The organism is Phaeobacter gallaeciensis, from assembly GCF_001678945.1.
Classification (GTDB): domain Bacteria; phylum Pseudomonadota; class Alphaproteobacteria; order Rhodobacterales; family Rhodobacteraceae; genus Phycobacter; species Phycobacter gallaeciensis_A.
In genome coordinates this window covers 3484919-3505550 of sequence record NZ_CP015124.1, presented here as the reverse complement: position 1 = coordinate 3505550, position 20632 = coordinate 3484919, and the positions used below count along the sequence as shown (strand labels likewise).

Here is a 20632-nt window from a genome sequence, read left to right as displayed (position 1 = left end):
ACCTCCCGTTTCTATTTATAGATTAATTATTCAAGGCTACCGCCTCTCTTGATTTTTTTATAGATAACTTAGGCCAGCAAATACAAGCCCCGGACCATTGATTTTCAAAACGGTTTTGTTTCCTTACATTTCAGTGACTTAACAAACCCCACCTAACGAAAGACGCGACTGAAGAAACCCTCTTGACGGCGCGGGGGCGCCTCCCCTAGGTGTGAAAGCACGCAGGGGAGTCCCGCCACGGGGACTGAGAGGCTGACAGGACGGGAACACTTCCGGCCGGTGACGCGACCCTTAGAACCTGACCCAGTTGACACTGGCGTAGGAAGCTAGGATGCGCGTCGTTGCGGCCCCGTACAGGTCCAATTCCGCGCTGCCCGAACCGAACGGTAGGTACGACCGTTCCGCGTTTCCCCGTCCAAACCTCATCTGGTGTCTTTTCCGAGTTTTGGCTTCGAGGAGCACCGCATGACCCATCAGAATTCCACGATCGCGCCCAGCGTTACCACCGGCCCGCTGCCCGCATCGCGCAAGATCTACGTCTCCGGCGACATCCACCCTGAGATCCGCGTGCCAATGCGCGAAATCGCAACCCACCCCACCGCGGGCGAGGCGCCGCTGCCGGTCTACGACAGCTCCGGCCCCTATACCGATCCCGATCACACCACCGACATCCGCCAAGGCCTGCCCGCCCTGCGCCGGGACTGGATCCTGACGCGCGCCGATGTGGAGGAATACCAGGGCCGCGATGTAAAGCCCGAGGACAACGGATTTGTCGAAGGCGACCGGCTGACACCGGAATTCCCCCAGCGCCCGGCCCCGCTGCGCGCCACGGGCGACAGGGCGGTGACGCAGCTGGCCTATGCCCGCGCCGGGATCATCACGCCCGAGATGGAATATATCGCCATCCGCGAGAACCAGTTGCGCGAGACCTCGCCCTGTCATCGCGATGGCAACGATTTCGGCGCCAATATTCCCGATTACGTAACGCCCGAGTTCGTCCGTCAGGAGGTCGCCGAAGGTCGTGCGATCATCCCCGCCAACATCAACCACCCGGAGCTGGAGCCGATGATCATCGGCCGCAATTTCAAGGTGAAGATCAACGCCAATATGGGCACCTCGGCGGTGACCTCCTCGATGGAGGAGGAAGTGGACAAGCTGGTCTGGGCGATCCGCTGGGGCGCCGATACGGTGATGGATCTGTCGACCGGGCGCAACATCCACAACACCCGCGAATGGATCATCCGCAACTCCCCCGTGCCCATCGGCACCGTGCCGATCTATCAGGCGCTGGAAAAGGTGAACGGCATTGCCGAGGACCTGACCTGGGAGGTGTTCCGTGACACGCTGATCGAACAGGCCGAACAGGGCGTCGATTACTTCACCATCCACGCAGGCGTGCGTCTGCACATGGTGCCGATGACCGTCAACCGCGTGACCGGGATCGTGTCGCGCGGCGGCTCGATCATGGCGAAATGGTGCCTGCATCATCACAAAGAAAGCTTCCTTTATGAGCATTTTGAGGAGATCTGCGACATCTGCCGCCGGTATGACGTCTCCTTCTCCCTGGGCGACGGGCTGCGCCCCGGATCGATTGCCGATGCCAATGACGAGGCGCAATTTGCCGAGCTGGAAACCCTGGGCGAGCTGACCAAAATCGCCTGGGCCAAGGATTGCCAGGTGATGATCGAGGGGCCGGGCCATGTGGCCATGCACAAGATCAAGGAGAACATGGACAAGCAGCTGGAGTGCTGCCACGAGGCACCGTTTTATACGCTCGGCCCGCTCACCACAGATATCGCACCGGGCTATGACCACATCACCTCTGGCATTGGCGCCGCGATGATCGGCTGGTTCGGCTGCGCCATGCTCTGCTATGTGACGCCCAAGGAACACCTGGGCCTGCCGGACCGCGATGACGTGAAGACGGGAGTGATCACCTACAAGATCGCCGCCCATGCCGCCGATCTGGCAAAGGGCCTTCCCGGCGCCCAGCGGCGCGATGATGCGCTGTCCCGCGCCCGGTTCGAATTCCGCTGGGAGGATCAGTTCAACCTCTCGCTCGACCCGGAAACCGCGCGCGATTTCCACGATGCGACCCTGCCGAAACAGGCGCATAAGGTGGCGCATTTCTGCTCCATGTGCGGGCCGAAGTTCTGCTCCATGCGGATCAGCCACGACATCCGTGCCGAGGCGCAGAAGGAAGGCATGGAGGCGATGGCCGCCAAATTCCGCGAAGGCGGCGACCTATACGTGCCGGTGCAAGACACCGTGGATGCGGAGGACGCGGGGGCATGATCACCATCGCAGGCGCGGGCCTTGCCGGGCTCGCCGCCGCGCATGAGCTGGCCCGGCGCGGGGCCGAGGTGACGCTTTATGAACGCAGCGCCCACATCGGTGACAAAAGCGCCTCCCGCTATGCCGGCGGCATGTTGGCGCCCTGGTGCGAGGGCGAAAGCGCCGAGGAGGAAGTGATCACCCTCGGCAGCCGCGCTCTCGACTGGTGGGCCCAGATCACCCCGGTGGTCCGGCGCGGCACGCTGGTGCTGGCCCCCGCCCGCGACCGGGCCGAGCTGACCCGTTTTGCCCGGCGCACCCGCGCCCATGTGGCGGTCGATGAGAGGCAGATCGCCGCGTTGGAGCCGGAGCTGGCAGGCCGGTTCCGCGCCGGGCTGCATTTCACGGAAGAGGGCCATCTGGACCCGCGCCGCGCGATCCGGGATCTGGCAGCCCGGGTGCAAGAGATGGGCGTGACCCTGCACTGCGGCACACCGGCGCCGTCGCGGGTCACGCTGGATTGCACCGGGATGGCTGCGCCCCTGCCGGGCCTGCGCCCGGTGCGCGGCGAGATGGCAATCCTGCACGCGCCGGGGGTCAAGATCAGCCGCACCCTGCGCCTGCTGCACCCGCGCAGCCCCATCTATCTGGTGCCGCGCGCCGATCATCACTTCATGCTGGGTGCCACCATGGTCGAAAGCAGCGCCAGCGGCGCTCCCACCCTGCGCGCCCTCAGCGAGCTGATGAATGCCGCCTACACGCTGCACCCCGGCCTGGCCGAGGCAGCGGTGGTGGAGGTCGGCGCAGGACTGCGCCCGGCCTTTGCCGACAACCTGCCGGATCTGATCTGGCAGGACGGCACACTGTACCTCAACGGCCTGTACCGACACGGCTTTCTTCTGGCGCCCGCCATGGCCGCGCGCGCCGCAGACATTCTGATTCCGGAGACTAGTGATGCAGATCATCGTGAACGCAGATCCGCGTGACATCCGCGCCACCACCCTCGCTGCCGCGCTGGATGAGCTGGGCTTTACCAGTCCGGCGATTGCCACCGCGCTCAACGGGCAATTTATCTCGCGCGCGAAACGCGATGACACCAAGCTGACGGCAGGCGACCGGCTGGAAGTCCTCGCCCCGATGCAGGGGGGCTAAGCGATGCGCCTATATGATGTCGACCTTTCCTCGCGGCTCTTGCTGGGCACCGCGCAATACCCCTCGCCGCAGGTCCTGACCGACGCAGTGCAGGCCAGCGGCAGCGAGGTGCTGACCGTCTCCCTACGCCGTGAAACCGCAGCGGGATCGGGCGCAGGGTTCTGGGACATGCTGCGCCAGACCGGCGCGCGTATCCTGCCCAACACCGCGGGCTGCCACACCGTGCAGGACGCCGTGACCACTGCGCAGATGGCGCGGGAAATCTTCGACACCCCCTGGATCAAGCTGGAGGTGATCGGCCATGGAGATACGCTGCAACCAGATGTCTTTGCCCTGGTCGAGACCGCGCGGATCCTGTCCGAGGATGGTTTTCAGGTCTTCCCCTACACCACCGAGGATCTGGTGGTCGCCGAACGGCTGGTGGAGGCGGGCTGCGAAGTGCTGATGCCCTGGGGGGCGCCGATCGGTTCTGGTCAGGGGCTGCGCAATCCAGACGGGCTGCGTGCCATGAGGGCGCATTTCCCGGAGGTGCCGCTGATCGTCGATGCCGGGATCGGGCGGCCATCGGATGCGGCGGAAGCTATGGAGCTGGGAATGGATGCGGTCCTCTTGAACACCGCGGTTGCCAAGGCGGGCGACCCTGTGGCTATGGCCCGCGCAATGGATCTGGCCATTCGGGCCGGGCGGGCTGGGTTCGAAGCGCAGCCAATGGAGCCGCGTGACATGGCGGTGCCTTCGACGCCGGTCCTTGGTCTTGCAGAGTTGATGTGATGGAACGTTTTTACCTGATTGTCGGCCACGTCGGCCGACTAGAGCTACTGGTGCCCCACGGGGTGAAACTGGTGCAGCTACGCATAAAGGACCAGCCGGATGCAGAAGTGCGCCGCCAGATCGCCCGCGCCCGCGACATCTGCGCCGTGCATGGCGCGCAGCTGGTGGTCAACGATTACTGGCAGGCGGCGCTGGATCTCAACTGCTCCTTTGTGCACCTCGGACAAGAGGACATGGAGTCGGCCGATTTTGCCGCCCTGCGCCGCGCGGGCGTGCACTATGGGCTTTCAACCCATGACGAGGCAGAGCTGGATCGCGCCCTGTCGCATGATCCGGCCTATGTGGCGCTGGGGCCGGTCTATCCGACCCTGCTGAAACAGATGAAATGGGATCCGCAGGGATTGGAGCGGGTGACCCGCTGGAAGTGCCTTGCCGGTAATACTCCGCTGGTGGCCATCGGAGGGCTGACGCCCGAGCGTCTGCCGGGTGTCTTTGCTGCGGGGGCCGACAGCGCCGCCGTGGTCACCGATATCCAACAGGCCCCCGACCCCGAAGCCCGCACCCGGGAATGGATCAGGGCCTGCGCATTATGAGCCAGCCCGCAAGATATGCCCGCCAGATCGCCCTGCCCGAGGTCGGCGCCGAGGGACAGGCGCGGCTTTCGGCGGCGCATGTGCTGGTGGTGGGCGCCGGGGGGCTTGGCTGCCCGGTGCTGAGCTATCTAGCCGGGGCTGGTGTGGGCGAAATCACCCTGATGGACCCCGATGTGGTGGAGGAAAGCAACCTGCACCGCCAACCGCTGTTCGATATGCGGGATCTCGGTACGCCAAAGGTAGAGGCAGCCCGCCACCACCTACTACGGGCGCATCCTGATCTGCGGCTGCATGCAGATCCGCACGCACTCGACCCGCTCAACGCGCCCGCCGCCGTGGCACAGGCCGATCTGGTGGTAGATGCCGCCGACAGTGTCGCCGCCTCCTATATCCTGTCCGATTGCTGCAAGGCGCAGAGTACGCCGCTGATTTCCGCCTCGGCGCTGGGACAATCCGGCTATGTCGGTGGTTTTTGCGGCGACGCGCCATCCCTGCGGGCGGTCTTTCCCGATCCCCCGGCCAGCGGCGCCACCTGCGCCAGCGCCGGGATCATGGGGCCGGTGGTGGGCAGCATTGGCGCACTTCAGGCGCAGATGACGTTGAAGGCGCTCTTGGGACATGCGCCCTCACCACTGGGGCAGTTGATCACGCTAGACATGGCGACGCTGACCCCCGGCGGCTTCCGCTTTGACGAAGCGGAAGAGCCGGAAATCGCCCTGCCCTTCATCGCCGCAGCCAACATCCAGCCAGAAGATCAAGTGGTCGAGCTGCGCGATCCGTCCGAGGCATCAGCGCCGGTGACACCGCAGGCCCTGCGCCTGCTGCCACAGAATATTCTGAGTGCCGACCTGCCAGACGACTGCCGGATCGTCCTGTGCTGTCACAGCGGGTTGCGGGCCTGGAGCGCCGCCCGCTGCCTGCAACAGCGCGGCTACAAAAATCTAGCGCTGCTGGCAGCGGGTGCCACGTGATCGAGCCGGGCACTCCGCGCATTCTGGTGATTGCAGGCACGGATTCCAGTGGCGGCGCGGGCCTCACCCGGGACACGGCAATGGCGCAGCGGCTGGGCTGCAGCGTGGCGCCGGTGGTCACAGCCGTCACCGCCCAGACCAGCACCGCACTCACGTCGCTCTGGCCCGTACCGCCCGAAGATATCGCAGCGCAAATCACCGCTGCGCTGCGTGAGGCTCCTGTTCAGGCGATCAAGATCGGCATGCTGGGCACACCCGAAGCTGCCCGCGCGGTCGCCGAGTTGCTACCGCCAGAGATGCCGGTGGTTCTGGACCCGGTACTGAACACGTCTTCCGGAGGGACGCTCGGCGACCTGATCAGCCTAGCGCCGTTGCTCCGACGTGTGACGCTGCTGACCCCAAACCTGCAGGAAAGCGCATCCCTGTCCGGGCAGCCCGTGAGCGCGGCGCTGCCTGATCTGCAACTACAAGCGAAGATCCTGATGGGCTGGAATGGAAAAACAGATCCAGCCGGATCCTCAGTGCAGGTCGCCCATAATTCGGGGCCAAACGCAGTTCTAATCAAGGGTGGCCACGCGAAGGGAGCAATCAGCACCGACCATCTGTTTCAGCCTGGGCGGCACAATGCATATCACGCCCCGCGCCTGCCCCACGGGCACCGGGGCACCGGCTGCGCGCTGGCTACGGCCATCTCCTGCCAGCTGGCGCAGGGGCACGCGCTGGAGGAAGCCTGCGCACGGGCCAAGACGGCGTTGACCGAATGGCTGGTTCAGCAGCAAATCGATTAAGAGCATGGGAAGCGGCGGCCCGATCCGGCGCTATCCGACCCGCACTTCTTCGGCCTCCGGCATGCGGGCCATCTGCAAAGTAGCCAGCGTCTGGAGAAGGACAGCCTTGCGGATCGGTTTCTGCAGGAAATGATCCATTCCCGCCTCCAGACATTCTGTGCGGTGGCTGTCAAAGGCATTGGCAGTCAGCGCTACGATCACCGGTTGCGGGCCGTCCAGAGCGCGGATTTCCCTTGTCGCCTCGACCCCGTCCAGTTCCGGCATGGACATGTCCATCAGCACGAAATCCGGCATTTGCTCCCGGCAGAGATCAACTGCTTTGCGGCCATTCTCGGCCTCGACGCACTCAACAGGAAGCCCGGCGAAATATTTCTGGATCAGCAGCCGGTTGGTCCGGTTGTCCTCAGCCAGCACGATCCGGGCGCCGGTCAGAACCTCGGTTGCCACCGCAGGAGCGGTTTCCGTTTTCTGCTGAGCCGCTGGGGTTTGTTCCGACTCCAGTTGGACTTCGAGCCGGAAACAGGAGCCCTGCCCGGCGGCTTGTTTCGGCTGCAGCGAAATGGTGCCGCCCATCCGCTCGGCCAGGATGCTGGAGATGGTCAGACCAAGGCCGGTGCCCCCAAAGGCACGGGTGGTGGCCGCGTCCGCCTGCGCAAAACGGTCAAAGATATGCTCGGCTTGGCTTTCGGAAATGCCGATCCCGGTATCCTCGACCTCAACCACGAGCCGGTAGGGCGACTCCGGATCACTGGTGACACGCACGACAACCCCGCCCTGTGCCGTGAACTTGACCGCGTTGCCCACAAGATTGACCAGGATCTGGCGCAAGCGACCATCGTCACCGCGCATGCGCTGCGGCAGGGTTTCGTCGATCTCAACCTCAACCGTCAGCCCCTTGCCGTTGGCTTTGGGCCGCAGAAGGTTCACTGCCTGCACGATACAGCTGCGCAGATCGAAATCCGTCGGGGTTATGTCCAGCTTGCCGGCTTCAAGGCGCGAGAGATCAAGAATGTCGTTGATGATTTTCAGCAGAGCATTGGAGGAATCGCGGATGGTTTCCACATAAAGCTGCTCTTCATCTGGCAGTTCCGCCTCGGCCAGAAGATCCGCCATGCCAAGGATGCCATTCATCGGTGTGCGGATTTCATGGCTCATATTGGCGAGGAATTCCGATTTCGCCCGGTCCGCCTGTTCGGCGTTGAGCTTGGCCTCGTGGAGCTCGCTGTTGCGCTGGGTCAGAGCCCGGTTGGCACGGATCAGCTCTTCGCGCAGGTGCACATCGCCAGAGACATCCCAGTCGACCCCGATCATGCGCAGTCGCCCAGAGGCATCGGAGAAGGCGCAGCCCAGCGCCCGGATATGCTTTTGCTCGCCGTTCTCTAGCAAGATGCGGTATTCCGAGAGGTAATTCTTGCCATCGTGCGTAGCGCGCCAGAAGGTTTCCACGGCTTGCTGGCAATCGTCCGGATGCAGGCACTTCTTCCACTCGGAGAAATTGATTTTCCCGTTCAGCGCCTCGATCCCATAAAGGTCGGACATGCGCCGATCCCAGATCAGTTCACCGGTCTCCGCGTCCAGCTCCCAGATGCCGATCTTGGAGGTCTCAACGGCAATCTCCAGACGCCGGGAAAGGGTTTCCAGATCCCGTTCGCGGCGTTTGAGTTTCTCGATCGCGTGGCTGCGGGCATCGGCCATGCGGGTGGCAAGCGCGGTGGGCACAAGGACCAGCAGCCCGCCTGCGAGCAGCAGCAACCGCAAGGTCCAGAGGTTGTCCGGCATCACCTCCCAACCGCCCTTCGGCGTGGCGGCCAGCACCCAATTGCCTTCGGCCAGCGACACATCGGTGCGCACCGGGTTGTTTTCCATCACCTCTTCGGAGCCAAAGAACTGACCGCCAGCCGCGCCCTTGCCGTCTTTTCCAAGGATCGCGATATCGAGGCCAAGATCCGGGTCGGTTAGACCAACGGTCTCGTATAACCCATCGGCACTGATAACTGCTGACAAAATACCCCAGAAGCGCAAGGGACCGTTCTGCGAGGTGAAAATAGGGAAGCGCGCCACGAAGGCCTCGCCGCCCTGTACCAATTTGACCGGTCCGGCCAGAACGATTTTGCCAGTATCGCGCGCCTGCTCAGCGGCCGCGCGCTGCGCCTTGTGCTGGTTGTAATCAAGGCCCAGCGCCGCCTCGTTGCCCTTCAGCGGGTGAATGAGGGAGATCACCAGATCCGGAGCCGCGGCAAGATGGGTAATCTGCCCGTCCCGCCCGATCATCTGCGCGCTCAGATCGGAAAACCGCTGCTGTGTCATGTCCGGCTCGGTCGACATCACTGCAACCAGGCCCTGCACCAACTGAATATCGGCATTGAGCGCGCCCTCAAGCCGGGATCGGATCAACCCGACCTCGCTTTGCACATCCGCGCGCAGACGCTGGCTGTAGATGGTGGAGTTCTGCTGCTCGGCAAATATCGAGGCGCCCACTAGTACCACAATGGTCACAAGCACCGACAGGTAAGAGCGATTAGACACTCCCCTGGCCACACGGCGCAAATCTGCACGTGTATTGGAACTCACGACCATCAAAAGCCTCTTAAAATTGCAATGGGTGCCGCAAAACAACCGGCAATTCCCCTTATGGCCTTAAGTGGTTCAATAGCTCTTAACGGTAGAAATATAAACATCCCCGTTGCACCTTCACCCTACCCAACGGACGTCCGCTCTCCTTTTGGCGGTACGCCATCTGGCCGCCGCAACAGCACAGCCGCCCCCTGGGAGCAAGGACAATATGGCTGAACACGCGCTCCCATGCCGATAAAACCTGTGCAAAGTGACCCAAGGGAAACACCGACAAAAAATACAGTCCGCGGTCGCGTACCGGAAGGAACGGTATTCCCGCAGTTGAATCAAATCCTTACCCGAGCGTTATCCATCCCCTTGCGAAAAACAACATATATGATTTTGAAAATTTGTACTTCCCCGCCTAACATATTCAAGAACCTGCAGGAGGAAGCGGGTTCGGAACTGTCGCAAGACAGGTTTAGGGAGGAAAAAAATCATGTCAAAAATCGTAACGCGCCGCGGCGCGCTGACAGGTCTTGCCGGTCTGGGTGCAGCGGGACTGGCCGCACCCCATATCGCAACGGCGGCGAGTCACACAAAAACCTGGAAGGTGCAGACATCCTGGCCGGGCGGTGCAGGTCTGCAGATCTTCAAGGACTGGTGCGGTAGCATCGTCGAAAAGACCGGCGGTGAGCTGGCCTTTCAACCCTTTGGCGCCAATGACGTCGTCGGGGACTTTCAGCTCTATGACGCGGTAAAGAATGGGGTTCTCGACGCGGTGAACCCCTTTACCATCTATGCCCAGGGCATCATCCCGGCGGCGGTGTTCCTGTCGTCCTTCCCGCTGGGGCTGCGCAACCCGCATGAATATGACGTGTTCTACTATGGGCTTGGCGGCCTTGATATGGCGCGCGAGCTCTACAAGGCGCAGGGCATGCATTTCGTCGGCCCGATCCACCACGGCCCGAATATCATCCACTCCAAGGTGCCGATCCGCTCGATCGACGATTTCCGCGGCCGCAAGATGCGCCTGCCCGGCGGCATGGTCGCCGAGATCTTTACCGAGATCGGCGCCGAAACCACGGTTCTGCCAGGCTCGGAGATCTTCCCGGCGCTGGAAAAGGGCACCATCGACGTGGCCGACTATGTGGGCCCCGCAGTGAACTACTCGCTCGGCTTCAGCCAGGTCACCGACTATATCGTCATGGGTCCTCCGGGCTTCATGTCGCTCTACCAGCCGGTGGACATCATGGATCTGACCGTGGGCATGGAGAGCTGGAACGCGCTGTCGCCGCAGATGCAACAGTTCGTCGAAATGGAGACCCACGTCTATTCCGACATGCACCACGCCGCGATCCAGGCCGCCGACCAGGAAGCCTGGAAAAAGTTCGAGGCCGACGGAACCGAGGTTACCCGCCTCAGCCAGGACGATGTGGAGCTGATGACCGAGGTCGCCGTCCCGGTCTGGTACAAATACGCCAACCGCGACAAATCCAGCGCCCGCATTTTCAAGACCATCCTCGACTACATGCAGTCCGGCTCGCTTGGATATGTGGACCCGGCCCTGACCGAAGGCATGTCGCTGGATCTGTAATCAGACCCCAGGCGTCGCTGACCAATGCGGACCCGCACATCGCGTGCGGGTCCGTTGCTCTGACCTCAAACAATCAAAAATAACGGGGGACCCCATGCCCAGCCTCGATGTCACCTTGCCCCATTGGGCCTATTGGGTGGGACTGATCGTCTTTCCGCTGGTGGCCATGGTTCTGGCCAGGCGGCCACGGACCGGCCCCAGCAAATATACCAACGCGCTTGGCTATTTCATTCTCGTGACCGGCGGCATGCTGGGGCTGCACCGGTTCTATCTGCGCAGCCTGATGGGCCTGGCCTTCATCCCGGTCTTCATTCTGATCCTGATCTCAAACTCCAACGGCCAGGAAGCCCGCAGCGTGCTGTCGGATGCCTCCAACGTGGTGCGTCAGGCGGAACGGACGCTGGAGCGCGAAACTGGCCGGATCGAAGCCGCCGAGGCGGACCTGCCCAAGATGCGCGCGGATCTGGCCGAGGCCGAAGAAGGCACCTTTGCCAAACGCCGCGCCGAAAAGAACATCGCCCGCGCCGAACAGCGGCTGAGTGACGGGCGCGAAAGGATCGCGCAGGCAACCGAGGATCTGAAAACCGCCACCCCCGCGCTGGAAGTGGCAGGCGACAATCTGGCCTTCTGGAACAAGGTGGGCGCCTATGCGCTTTATGTGCTGCTGGCGGCGATGCTGGTCGATGCAGTGCTGATGCCGGGTCTGGTGCGCCGCGCCAATCAGAACCTGCCCGAGAAGGAACCCGAAAGCGAAGCGGAAAGGGCCCTGCGGGCGCTGGAAGAATCTGAGCGGGTCGAGGATTCCAGCCATGTGTCGACGGGCCGGACCGGCTGGATCGACCGGACATCCCTGATGGCGGGTGAATTCGTCAGCTATTGGGCGGTAATCGCGGTCTTCGTCTATTACTTCGAAGTGATCAGCCGCTATGTCTTCGGCTCGCCCACCAACTGGGCACACGAGGCGATGTATCTGATGTTCGGCATGCAGTACCTGATTGCCGGCTCTTATGCGATGCTGACCGAGGCGCATGTACGCGTCGACATCTTCTATGCGCCACTCAGCCGTCCGAAACGGGCCTGGGCGGATCTGTTTACCTCGATCTTCTTCTTCATCTTCGCCTTCACCCTGCTCTTCACCGGCTACAAGTTCGCGCTGGACGCAAACGCGGTGGCGACCGGCAACGGGGTCATCTCGGAATGGGCGCGCGGCAATATCGGATTTGGTGAAATGCTGGGCAGCATGAGCCTGGCGCAATGGACCGATCCGAATATCCGCTGGGGCGAAATCAGCTTCAATGAATGGGAAATCCCGCTGTGGCCGATGAAATGGGTCATGGTGATCGGCGGCCTGCTTTTGGTTCTGCAGGGCATTTCCAAGCTTGCGCAGGACGTGCGCGCAATCGTGAAGGGGGCCTAAGACATGGGTCTGGAAATCGGAATTGAGTGGCTGACACTCATCATGTTCGGCTCGCTGCTGGCGCTTTTGCTGGCGGGGCTGCCGCTGGCCTTTGTCACCGGCGGTCTGGCCTGCGTGTTTCTCTATGTGCTTGGCGATGAGAGGGCACTGAATATCGTGCCCAGCCGGATCTTCCCGCTGATGACCAATTATCAGCTCTCGGCGATCCCACTCTTTATCTTCATGGCCTCTATGCTGGAACGGGCCGGGATCATCAACGACATGTTCGATGTGATCTACAAGGTGCTGGGCGGCGTCAAAGGCGGCCTTGCCGCCGCGACTATCATCGCCTCAACCGTTCTGGCGGCCATGGTGGGCGTCATCGGCGCTGCGGTGGTGACCATGGGCATCATCGCGCTGCCCGCGATGCTGAAACGCGGCTATGATCCGAAGATCGCGATGGGGTCGATCATGGCGGGCGGCACGCTCGGCATCCTGATCCCACCGTCGATCCTGGCGATCATCTATGCCGTGGTGGCCGAGCAATCGGTGGGCGAACTGTTCATCGGCGCGGTGTTTCCGGGGCTGATGCTGTCGGGCACCTATGTGCTCTATGTTATCCTGCGCTCTACGATCAATCCCAAGCTTGGCCCGCCGATCCCGGTGGAAGAACGCGTCAGCTTTGCAGAGAAGATGCGCCTGATGGGCAATATGTCGGCGCCGATCGCTCTGATCGTCATCGTTCTGGGGGTGATCTTTACCGGTGTTGCTACCCCGGTTGAGGCGGCCGGCATCGGCACCTTCGGTGCCTTCATAGTCGCCGCCATCCACCGCAAGCTGGACTGGCAGACCGTGCGCGAAGCCTCGATCGGCACACTCAAGGCCAGCGCCATGGTGATCTGGATCATGTTCGGCGCCACCATCTTTGTCGGTCTCTACGTCCTCGAAGGCGGCCAGCAGTTCGTGCAATCGGCGCTGGAGGCAACCGGCTTTGGTCCCTGGGGTATCCTGATCATCATGATGATCGTCCTGGTGGTCCTTGGCATGTTCCTTGACTGGGTGGGTATCCTGCTGCTCTGCGTGCCGATCTTTGTGCCGATCATCAAGGCGATGGGGCCTGAACCCTTTGGCCTCACCTCTGAGGCGGATCTGGTGCTGTGGTTCGGGGTGCTCTACCTCGTCAACATGCAGATGAGCTTCCTGTCGCCGCCCTTTGGCTATGCGCTGTTCTACCTGCGCGGCGTGGCTCCGGCAGAAATCCCGATGACGGATATTTTCAAATCGGCGCTGCCTTTCCTTGGCCTGCAGATCCTCGGCCTGATCCTCTGCATGGTCTTCCCCGAGATCATCACATGGCTTCCGCGCCTGGTTTACGGCTAAGCAAGACTGCCGCCCAACCGGCCAAGACGCCCAACCATGAGCCGCTCCGCCCCGGGGCGGCTCATATTTTTGTGACTTTGTGCCCTTGCGGCGCATTGTCTCTGCCAATCCCCGGCCCAGCAGAGAAGCACGACCTGCTTTATCCCTCAAAATCAGCTAGTTGAATGTGTTCTTTGCCGGTTTTCACGCCGCAAGAGCGCCCGCACAGACCATGACCGCAGTTCCTGTTCCAGCAAAGGAGTTTCAAATTTCGCTTGCCATACCCATCTGCTAGGGTATCGGGACAATCAAGAAGCAATAATACAGCAGGCGCATGACCGACACGACCGACCTACACAGCACCCCTCGGGGTGCAACTCCTGCACGCGACTGGGTGAAAACCCTTGCCGGCTACCGGGATCCCAACCAGCTGCGCAGCGCCTTTGAACTGGGTGCAACCGTCATTCCCTTCGTGATTCTCTGGGCGCTGGCCTGGTGGAGCCTGTCGGTCAGCTACTGGCTGGCCTTCGGCATTTCTCTTTTCAACGCCGCCTTCCTGCTGCGGCTCTTCGCCATTCAGCACGACTGCGGCCATGGCGCCTTCTTCCCCAACCGGACCTTCAGCGACTGGATCGGGCGCGTCATGGGGGTTGTCACACTGACGCCCTATGATGTCTGGCGCCGCACCCATTCGGTGCACCACAGCGCCACCGGCAACCTCGACAAACGCGGCATGGGCGACGTCCACACGCTGACCGTTGCCGAATACCGCGCGCTTGGTCCGTTTCAGCGCCTTGTCTACCGGCTTTATCGCAATCCACTTGTGCTTTTTGGCCTTGGCCCCAGCTATCTGTTCCTGCTGCAAAACCGGGTGCCGTTGGGACTGATGGACAGTGCGAAATACTGGGTCAGCGCCATGCTCACCAATCTGGCCATTGCGGCGGCGCTGCTGACGATCTGGTATTTCGGCGGCTGGCAACCGTTGCTGCTGATCTTCCTGCCGACCACCCTGCTGGCGGCCACCATCGGCGTCTGGCTGTTCTACGTGCAGCACCAGTTCGAACATACCAACTGGGACAGCAACGAAGACTGGCAGCTGCATGACTCCGCCCTGCACGGCAGTTCCTACTACCAGCTGCCCGCCGTGCTACAGTGGTTCAGCGCCAATATCGGCATCCACCACGTGCATCACCTTTACAGCCGTATCCCGTTCTACCGGCTGACCGAAGTGCTGCGCGACCATCAGGAACTGGCCGAAAGCAACCGCATGACCATCCGCGAAAGCCTGGCCAATGCGCGGCTGCACCTCTGGGACGAAGACAGCCGCCGGCTGTTGTCCTTTGCCCAGGCCCGCCCGCTGCTGGCGGCGGCCTGATCCAGGTCAAAGCCACCCTGTAACCGCGTCTTTCACGAGCAAAGACGCGGTTCACTCAGCTTAATACTCCGAAAACTCTCGCTATTTTTCCGGATCGCCGGAAACTCTCTGTTTGCAACGCGCATGCCAGGGTTTTCCGATCTGTGGACGTGGGGTCTGATCAACATGCATCAATTGCTCGAAAAAGAAGAGGCTGCGCTGCGGCGCAGGGCATTGTTCCGGCTGCTGCGCCGGTTCGATTTCGACGCGCCGGAATTCAAGGGAGAGGCGATCTCTGATCCGGTGCCTGCCAGCGTCAGCGCGGCAGAATATCAGCCAGCCTCCCCGCCCTGTTCATATCCGCACAAAGGCACAGTCCCCGGCGAAGGGGCCGCAGCAACAGCTGTTGCAGGTCCTGCCTCATGGCGCCCTACCGCCCCGGCGCCCGGTCGCGAAACAGGGTCACCACCAGCAGGCCCGTAAGGATCATCACCACGCCGGTCAGACCGCCCGGCGTTACCGCCTCTCCCACCACTATGGTGGCGAGGAACCATGCGGTGACCGGCTCGGCCAGCGCCAGAGTAACGGCGGTGGATGCGGTGACCCGGGTCAACCCCCAGGTATAAAGCGCATAGGACAGCGCCGTGGCCCCAACGCCAAGGAATACCAACCCGGTCCAGGCGGAGGGCCCCGCCAGCCAATCGAGCGGCACCATGAACAGAACCGGCGCAGTTACCAGCGCCGCAACGGTAAAGGTCGAAGCCGCGATTACGGTCGAAGGCAGCGTGCCGCCCATGCGACTAGTGGCCAGCGAATAGGCCGCATAGCAGCCACCCGAGAGCAGCGCCAGGATAACCCCCGACAGTGCGCCGCCCTCGCCTGCGCCCGCATAGCCCAGAAGACCAACGCCCAGAACCGACATCCCCTGCCCCATGAGCCGCAGAGGACCGGGCCTGCGCCCCTGCGCAAACCGCTCCCACAGCGTGGCCCAGATCGGCGCACTGCCGATGGCGACCGCGGTACCGATCCCGACCCCGGCCAGCGCGACCGCGTAGAAGAACAGCAGGTTGTAGCTGCCGATCGCCACACCGGCGAACAGGACACCCGGCAGCGGCAGATGCCGCAGGGCCAGTCGGTTCTTGGGTTGCATCAGTGCCAGTATGCACAGGGCACCGGCGCCGAACAGCAGGCGCAGCGCCCCCACAGCAAGCGGATCACGGCCCGCAGGCAACAGGGCCTGCACTGTCCCGGTGGTACCCCAGAGCATCACTGCCAGGATCACCGCCCCCAGCCCCATCCATCTGAAAGACCCCATGTCCGCCCCTGCGTGCTGCCTCTGCACGATCTATCGCCGCAAAGCCCGCAACTTGCAACGCAGAGCCGCCCGCGCAGGATCCCCGGCACAAAGAAAGGGCGCAGGTCAGCGACCCACGCCCTTTCGTACCCCATCGGTTCTGGGATTGGGGTGTTATCCGCCGTGTTTGGCAATCAACGCCTTGGCCTGTTCAATCAGGGCTTCTCCGTCGATGCCCTTGCTGCCGACCTCATCAATCCAGCGGGCGATCACAGGCTGCGCCTTTTCTTTCCAGCGGGCCACTTCGGCCTCGTCCAGAACGACGATCTCATTGCCCTTGTCCTCGGCGATTTCGCGGCCCGGCGCATCGCGCTCCAGCATGACCTTGGCAGCAAAGGCCGAAAGTTTCTGGCCCGATTCCGCGTCGAGAATAGCCTTCAGATCATCCGGCAGGGCGTTGTACTTGTCGCGGTTCATCACCAGCACGATGGTCGCGGTATAAAGCGCCTCCTTGCCACTGAACTCGGTGTGGTGTTCCACTAGATCGGTCAGCTTGACCGCCGGAGTGACCTCCCAAGGGATCACGGTGCCGCTGATCACGCCCTTGGAGAGCGCCTCGGGAATGGCGGGGAGCGGCAGGCCAACTGGGGTGGCGCCCAGTTCCTTCAGCATATCGGTGATGATCCGGGTCGGACCGCGCAGGGTCTGCCCTTCCATGTCTTCCAGCTTGCTCACACCGCTTTCGGTGTGGATCACGCCGGGGCCATGCACCCAGGCGCCCAGCACCTTGACGTCCTTGTACTCGCCTTCCTGCAGGTCGGTTTCAACCAACTCCATGAAGGCCTTCGAGGTGGCCACTGGATCGGTCATCATGAAGGGCAGCTCGAACACTTCGGTCTTGGGGAAGCGGCCGGGCGTATAACCCACCACGGTCATCACCATATCAGCGACCCCATCAGCCGCCTGATCCATCAGACCCGGCGGGGTTCCGCCCAGCGACATGGCATCGAAATGCTCAATCTTGATCCGCCCGCCAGAGGCTTCCTCCACCTGCGCGCCCCAGGGTTTCAGGATCATCTTTGGTACGGTGGCGGGGGGCGGCAGGAACTGGTGCAGCCGCAGCGTCACCTCCTGCGCCTGTGCCATCAGTGGTGACAATGCGGTGGCCGCGGCAAAAAACGCGGCGCCCAGCAGGGTATGTTTCATCATGTTTCCTCCCAGATGATGATGAAGACCGGGGCGGCATTAGATCACCGCCCCTTTGTTATACGTGTGTGGCTGTCAGTTCAGCGTGACCGGCAGGTTCCGGGGGCCGCGGAAGCCGAAGCCGTAGAAATTGACTGGCTCGCTGTCCGACAGGGTCATGTTGGGGAAGCGGTCGAACAGCATCGGCAGCATGATATTGGCCAACATGCGCCGGGCAATATGTGTGCCCTGACAGAAATGCGGTCCGTTGCCAAAGGCCTGATGCGGCTTGCGCTCGCGGAAGATGTTGAAGCTTTCGCCATCCTCAAAAATCTCTTCGTCGCGGCAGGCCGAGGCCTGAATGGTCATCACCGTATCGCCCTTGGGGATCAGGTGTCCGCGGATCTCGGTGTCCTCCAGCACAAGACGCGAGCTGGCCTGAATCGGCGCAACCCAGCGCACCCCCTCCTCAAAGGCCTGGCCCCATAGCGCCTTGTCCTTTGCCTCGGCCAGTTGTTCAGGATTGGTGAAAAGGCCGTAGAGGATGGTCAGCAGCGCATCGCGCGGTTCATTGATGCCGCCGCCGATGGCGATCTTGATATTGGAAAAGATCTGGCTTTCGGGGATCGGATCCTCGGCATTCACCATCACAGACAGGGCGCTGGGGTTGGGATCGGCCTTGTGGCGCGGGATCGCAGCACGGAACAGCGCATCCATTTCATCGTTCGCCGCATCGCACTGGGCAAACAGCTCATCGGTGAAGCCGAAGTTGCCGGCCCCGTCGATCAGGATCTGGCTCCAGCGCTGCATGTCATCGTCGCTGGCTTCGGGGATACCCAACAGGTGTTTCAGGCAGCGCGCCGCAAAGGGGCCCGCCAGCGCTGGGAACAGGTCCACAGTTTCGCCGCGTGGCAGCCCCGCGACGAAATCCTCGGCAATCTTGGTATAGATACCCTCCCAGCAACCCTTGATATTGCGCCCGGTAAAGGTCGGCGCCATCGCCTCGCGCTCCCGCGCGTGTTCGGCGCCATCCTTGCGCATCAGCGTATGCGCCCTGAAGGCCCGCTGCATCGGCGTCTTGGGATCGTTGGAGCTGAAGATGCCTGGGTTGTCTTTGACGTATTTGGTGTCCTCGGCGCGGGTCAGCATGGTGCGCCCCAGCGATTTCACCCGCACTACGGGCGCTTCCCGGCGCAGGCGCTGGTAAATCGGATAAGGATCCAGGGTCAGGTCCCGGATCGTAATCGTCTCCTCCTGCGGTGCCTGTTGCAGCATCGAAACCGTCATCTTCTCCTCCCCGAGTGCGACGTGATCCGAACGAGCCTAAAAGCTCCGGCCAAAATGAGGCAATCCGATTTTGTTGATTTTGAACATGCAATTTTTCAATACAAGAGGTGTACAAACGGGTTAGACTGCGAAAATGAAATCCAATCCCGATCCACTCAGCATTGATTTCGCTGCTTTGCGCACCCTGCGACTGGTGCATGGCTACCGGTCGTTTTCCCGGGCGGCCGAGACGCTAAACATCAACCAGTCGACCGTTAGCTATACCATCGACCGACTGCGCCGCGCCTTTGGCGATCCGCTGTTCGTGCGCCAGGGCGGGCGCATGGTCTCGACCGAGCGCTGCGAGGAAATCGTCGCCACCTCCAGCCGGATGCTGGACGAGGTGCTGCAACTGGCCGAACCGCGCGCCTTTGACCCTGGAGAGGCAGAGGCCGAGATCACCATCTCCTGTAACTACTACGAACGCGCCACCATCCTGCCGCAACTGATGCGCAACCTGCGCCGCAGCGCGCCGGGACTGCGCATTTCGATCCTGACCTCAACCGTGGAAGGCAAGCAACATCTGGACCGCGGCGAAAGCGATCTTCTGATCGGGCCGGTACGGATCGAGGGCAGCAATTATTTCCGCCGCACGTTGCTGAGCGAACATGCGGTCATGGTGATGGCCCGCGATGCCCCGCCGGACCGCATGCCGCGCTCCGAAGCTGAATTTCTGGCCGTGCCGCAAGTGGTTGTGAACTATGGTGATTCCTGGCGGTCCCGATTTCTGATGGAAATCGCAGCGGCAGGGAAATCGCTCAACCAGGTGATGTCGATTCCCAGCCCCGCCACCCTGCCGGAGTTGCTGGAAGGCACCGATATGATCGCTACGCTGCCCTCGCGGCTGGCCGAACATTTCAAGGATAGGGTTCAGGCCGCGCCCTGCCCCTTTCCCGGGCAGTTCGAAATCGACCTGACCTGGACATCGCGCACCCATCATTCAGCGATGCACGTCTGGCTGCGCGACCAGATCGCCCGCGTCTGTTGACCCGCGCGACCTTGGGTCATCAGCGCATCCACAGACCTTCGGATTTGATGCGGTTGCGGATCGCCTGTTCACGCCGTGGCAGGTTCGCCTGATCAAACAGCGCACGCACCTTTTCGCCCCGCCCCTGATAGATCATCCGCTTCATCGGCTCGTAGGTTTTCAGCACCTTCTTGATCCAGTTCGGGGCCGATGCCTCGTGCAGGACCTTAATGACGTGATCGGTTTCGCGCGCATAGAGCAGCGGAAACAGCCGATAATGGCAGCTGGTCTGCCCATCAAGATAGCCCGAAGGCAACGCATCGCGCCCACCACCAAAGGAATGGATCACCAAAGGCAGCACGATCTGATCCAGCCAGGGATCCAGCGACTGGCCGACCAGTTCGACTGGCAGATCATCCCGGATCGAGGTGGCATATTCGGCAAAGCGCGCGCCAAACCGGCGCGGGCAAGCGCCGTAGAAGAACCCGGCGTTGAAATAAAGATAGCGCCGCCAGTATCCCTCGGGCTGCGACAGGTCGAGGCTGCTTTCGAAATCGAGCCCGAAGCGGTCATAAAGTGCCCGCCAGATCCCGGTATAGCCCGGCCCATAAAGCGTTGGCTTGGGCCAGGTCCCTTCGCAGCGCAAAGAGGCCGAGGGGCGGCTGAAATCGAACGGCACCTCGGAGAGCTCACCGGTGATCAGCGTGTCGCTGTCGAAAAACACGAATGGCTCGCCCTCGGGCAATGCCTGCAAGGCCTCGATCTTGTTGCCATAGGCATAGTTTTCCCCGAACAGCTGACTGTCAAAGGGCAGGATCTCTGCGCCAAGCCTTTCCAGCACCGACAGAACCTGCTGGCTGCGCAAAGACGGATCCTTTTTCCACAGCGGACCGGGCCGGGGCGTAGCCACGAACAGGCGGCCTGTGAACCCCGGCGAGGCATGGCGGAGCGAGGCCGCAAACAGGATCGCCTCGTATTGCAACCTGCCGTTCTGAGCGACGATTACGATGTTGAAGGGCGGCTGCTCTGCCATCTGAAACCTCTTTGCCCGC

Annotated in this window: 17 protein-coding genes and 1 riboswitch; of the genes, 12 read left to right on the top strand and 5 right to left on the bottom strand. The window is 62.2% G+C overall.

Annotated features, from left to right (window positions below; translation table 11 throughout):
- Window positions 1-213 precede the first annotated feature (213 nt).
- A riboswitch (TPP riboswitch) is annotated at window positions 214-342 on the top strand.
- Window positions 343-465: 123 nt separating this feature from the next.
- The 7 genes from thiC to thiD are packed head-to-tail and all read left to right on the top strand — an operon-like array spanning window position 466 to window position 6549.
- Window positions 466-2295 (top strand): phosphomethylpyrimidine synthase ThiC, encoded by a 1830-nt coding sequence (gene thiC, locus JL2886_RS16580; protein ID WP_065273008.1) that lies wholly within the window; start codon window positions 466-468, stop codon window positions 2293-2295.
- A complete protein-coding gene (locus JL2886_RS16575) occupies window positions 2292-3260 on the top strand; it encodes an FAD-dependent oxidoreductase (RefSeq protein ID WP_065273007.1) in 969 nt (322 codons plus the stop codon). Before thiC ends, JL2886_RS16575 begins: the two co-directional genes overlap by 4 nt.
- A complete protein-coding gene (gene thiS, locus JL2886_RS16570; RefSeq protein ID WP_065273006.1) occupies window positions 3229-3426 on the top strand; it encodes a sulfur carrier protein ThiS in 198 nt (65 codons plus the stop codon). Before JL2886_RS16575 ends, thiS begins: the two co-directional genes overlap by 32 nt.
- 3 nt (window positions 3427-3429) lie before the next feature.
- The gene (locus tag JL2886_RS16565; RefSeq protein WP_065273005.1) at window positions 3430-4197 is read left to right on the top strand and encodes a thiazole synthase; all 768 of its coding nucleotides are present in this window, start codon (window positions 3430-3432) and stop codon (window positions 4195-4197) included.
- Window positions 4197-4790, top strand: coding sequence for a thiamine phosphate synthase (locus JL2886_RS16560; RefSeq protein WP_065273004.1), 594 nt, complete (start codon window positions 4197-4199; stop codon window positions 4788-4790). Before JL2886_RS16565 ends, JL2886_RS16560 begins: the two co-directional genes overlap by 1 nt.
- On the top strand, window positions 4787-5761 hold the full coding sequence (locus tag JL2886_RS16555; protein ID WP_237028392.1) for a HesA/MoeB/ThiF family protein: 975 nt from the start codon (window positions 4787-4789) through the stop codon (window positions 5759-5761). The genes JL2886_RS16560 and JL2886_RS16555 overlap by 4 nt, the downstream gene beginning before the upstream one ends.
- Window positions 5758-6549: a bifunctional hydroxymethylpyrimidine kinase/phosphomethylpyrimidine kinase gene (thiD, locus tag JL2886_RS16550; RefSeq protein WP_237028391.1), complete on the top strand. Its 792-nt coding sequence runs from the start codon at window positions 5758-5760 to the stop codon at window positions 6547-6549. The genes JL2886_RS16555 and thiD overlap by 4 nt, the downstream gene beginning before the upstream one ends.
- A 30-nt stretch (window positions 6550-6579) precedes the next feature.
- On the opposite strand, the gene JL2886_RS16545 is transcribed toward thiD, so the two are convergent.
- A complete protein-coding gene (locus tag JL2886_RS16545) occupies window positions 6580-9075 on the bottom strand; it encodes an ATP-binding protein (RefSeq protein ID WP_335645281.1) in 2496 nt (831 codons plus the stop codon).
- Between the two features lie 526 nt (window positions 9076-9601).
- On the opposite strand from JL2886_RS16545, the gene dctP reads away from it, so the two are divergent.
- From dctP to JL2886_RS16525, 4 genes are all read left to right on the top strand, one after another.
- The gene (gene dctP / locus JL2886_RS16540; protein WP_065273001.1) at window positions 9602-10699 is read left to right on the top strand and encodes a TRAP transporter substrate-binding protein DctP; all 1098 of its coding nucleotides are present in this window, start codon (window positions 9602-9604) and stop codon (window positions 10697-10699) included.
- Between the two features lie 94 nt (window positions 10700-10793).
- A complete protein-coding gene (locus tag JL2886_RS19620) occupies window positions 10794-12116 on the top strand; it encodes a TRAP transporter small permease subunit (protein ID WP_065273000.1) in 1323 nt (440 codons plus the stop codon).
- Between the two features lie 3 nt (window positions 12117-12119).
- The gene (locus JL2886_RS16530; protein ID WP_065272999.1) at window positions 12120-13475 is read left to right on the top strand and encodes a TRAP transporter large permease; all 1356 of its coding nucleotides are present in this window, start codon (window positions 12120-12122) and stop codon (window positions 13473-13475) included.
- A 313-nt stretch (window positions 13476-13788) separates the two neighbouring features.
- Window positions 13789-14829 carry a fatty acid desaturase gene (locus JL2886_RS16525; protein ID WP_065272998.1) on the top strand — a complete coding sequence of 347 codons (1041 nt, stop codon included), beginning with the start codon at window positions 13789-13791 and terminating at the stop codon, window positions 14827-14829.
- Between the two features lie 409 nt (window positions 14830-15238).
- Here JL2886_RS16525 and JL2886_RS16515 read toward each other — a convergent pair whose 3' ends face one another.
- The 3 genes from JL2886_RS16515 to JL2886_RS16505 all read right to left on the bottom strand — a co-directional run bounded on the left by JL2886_RS16515 (window position 15239) and on the right by JL2886_RS16505 (window position 18574).
- Entirely contained in the window at window positions 15239-16123 is an 885-nt protein-coding gene (locus JL2886_RS16515; RefSeq protein WP_065272996.1) for a DMT family transporter, read from the bottom strand.
- A 153-nt stretch (window positions 16124-16276) separates the two neighbouring features.
- Complete coding sequence (locus JL2886_RS16510) at window positions 16277-17308, bottom strand: TRAP transporter substrate-binding protein (RefSeq protein WP_065273778.1); 1032 nt, start codon at window positions 17306-17308, stop codon at window positions 16277-16279.
- 75 nt (window positions 17309-17383) lie between these two features.
- Window positions 17384-18574, bottom strand: a complete 1191-nt coding sequence (locus JL2886_RS16505; protein ID WP_065272995.1) for a cytochrome P450 — start codon at window positions 18572-18574, stop codon at window positions 17384-17386.
- Between the two features lie 133 nt (window positions 18575-18707).
- Between JL2886_RS16505 and JL2886_RS16500 the strand changes: the two genes are divergently transcribed.
- On the top strand, window positions 18708-19601 hold the full coding sequence (locus JL2886_RS16500; RefSeq protein ID WP_065272994.1) for a LysR family transcriptional regulator: 894 nt from the start codon (window positions 18708-18710) through the stop codon (window positions 19599-19601).
- Between the two features lie 19 nt (window positions 19602-19620).
- Here the strand turns inward: JL2886_RS16500 and JL2886_RS16495 are convergent, their stop codons facing one another.
- Complete coding sequence (locus tag JL2886_RS16495) at window positions 19621-20613, bottom strand: hypothetical protein (RefSeq protein ID WP_065272993.1); 993 nt, start codon at window positions 20611-20613, stop codon at window positions 19621-19623.
- Window positions 20614-20632: the final 19 nt, after the last annotated feature.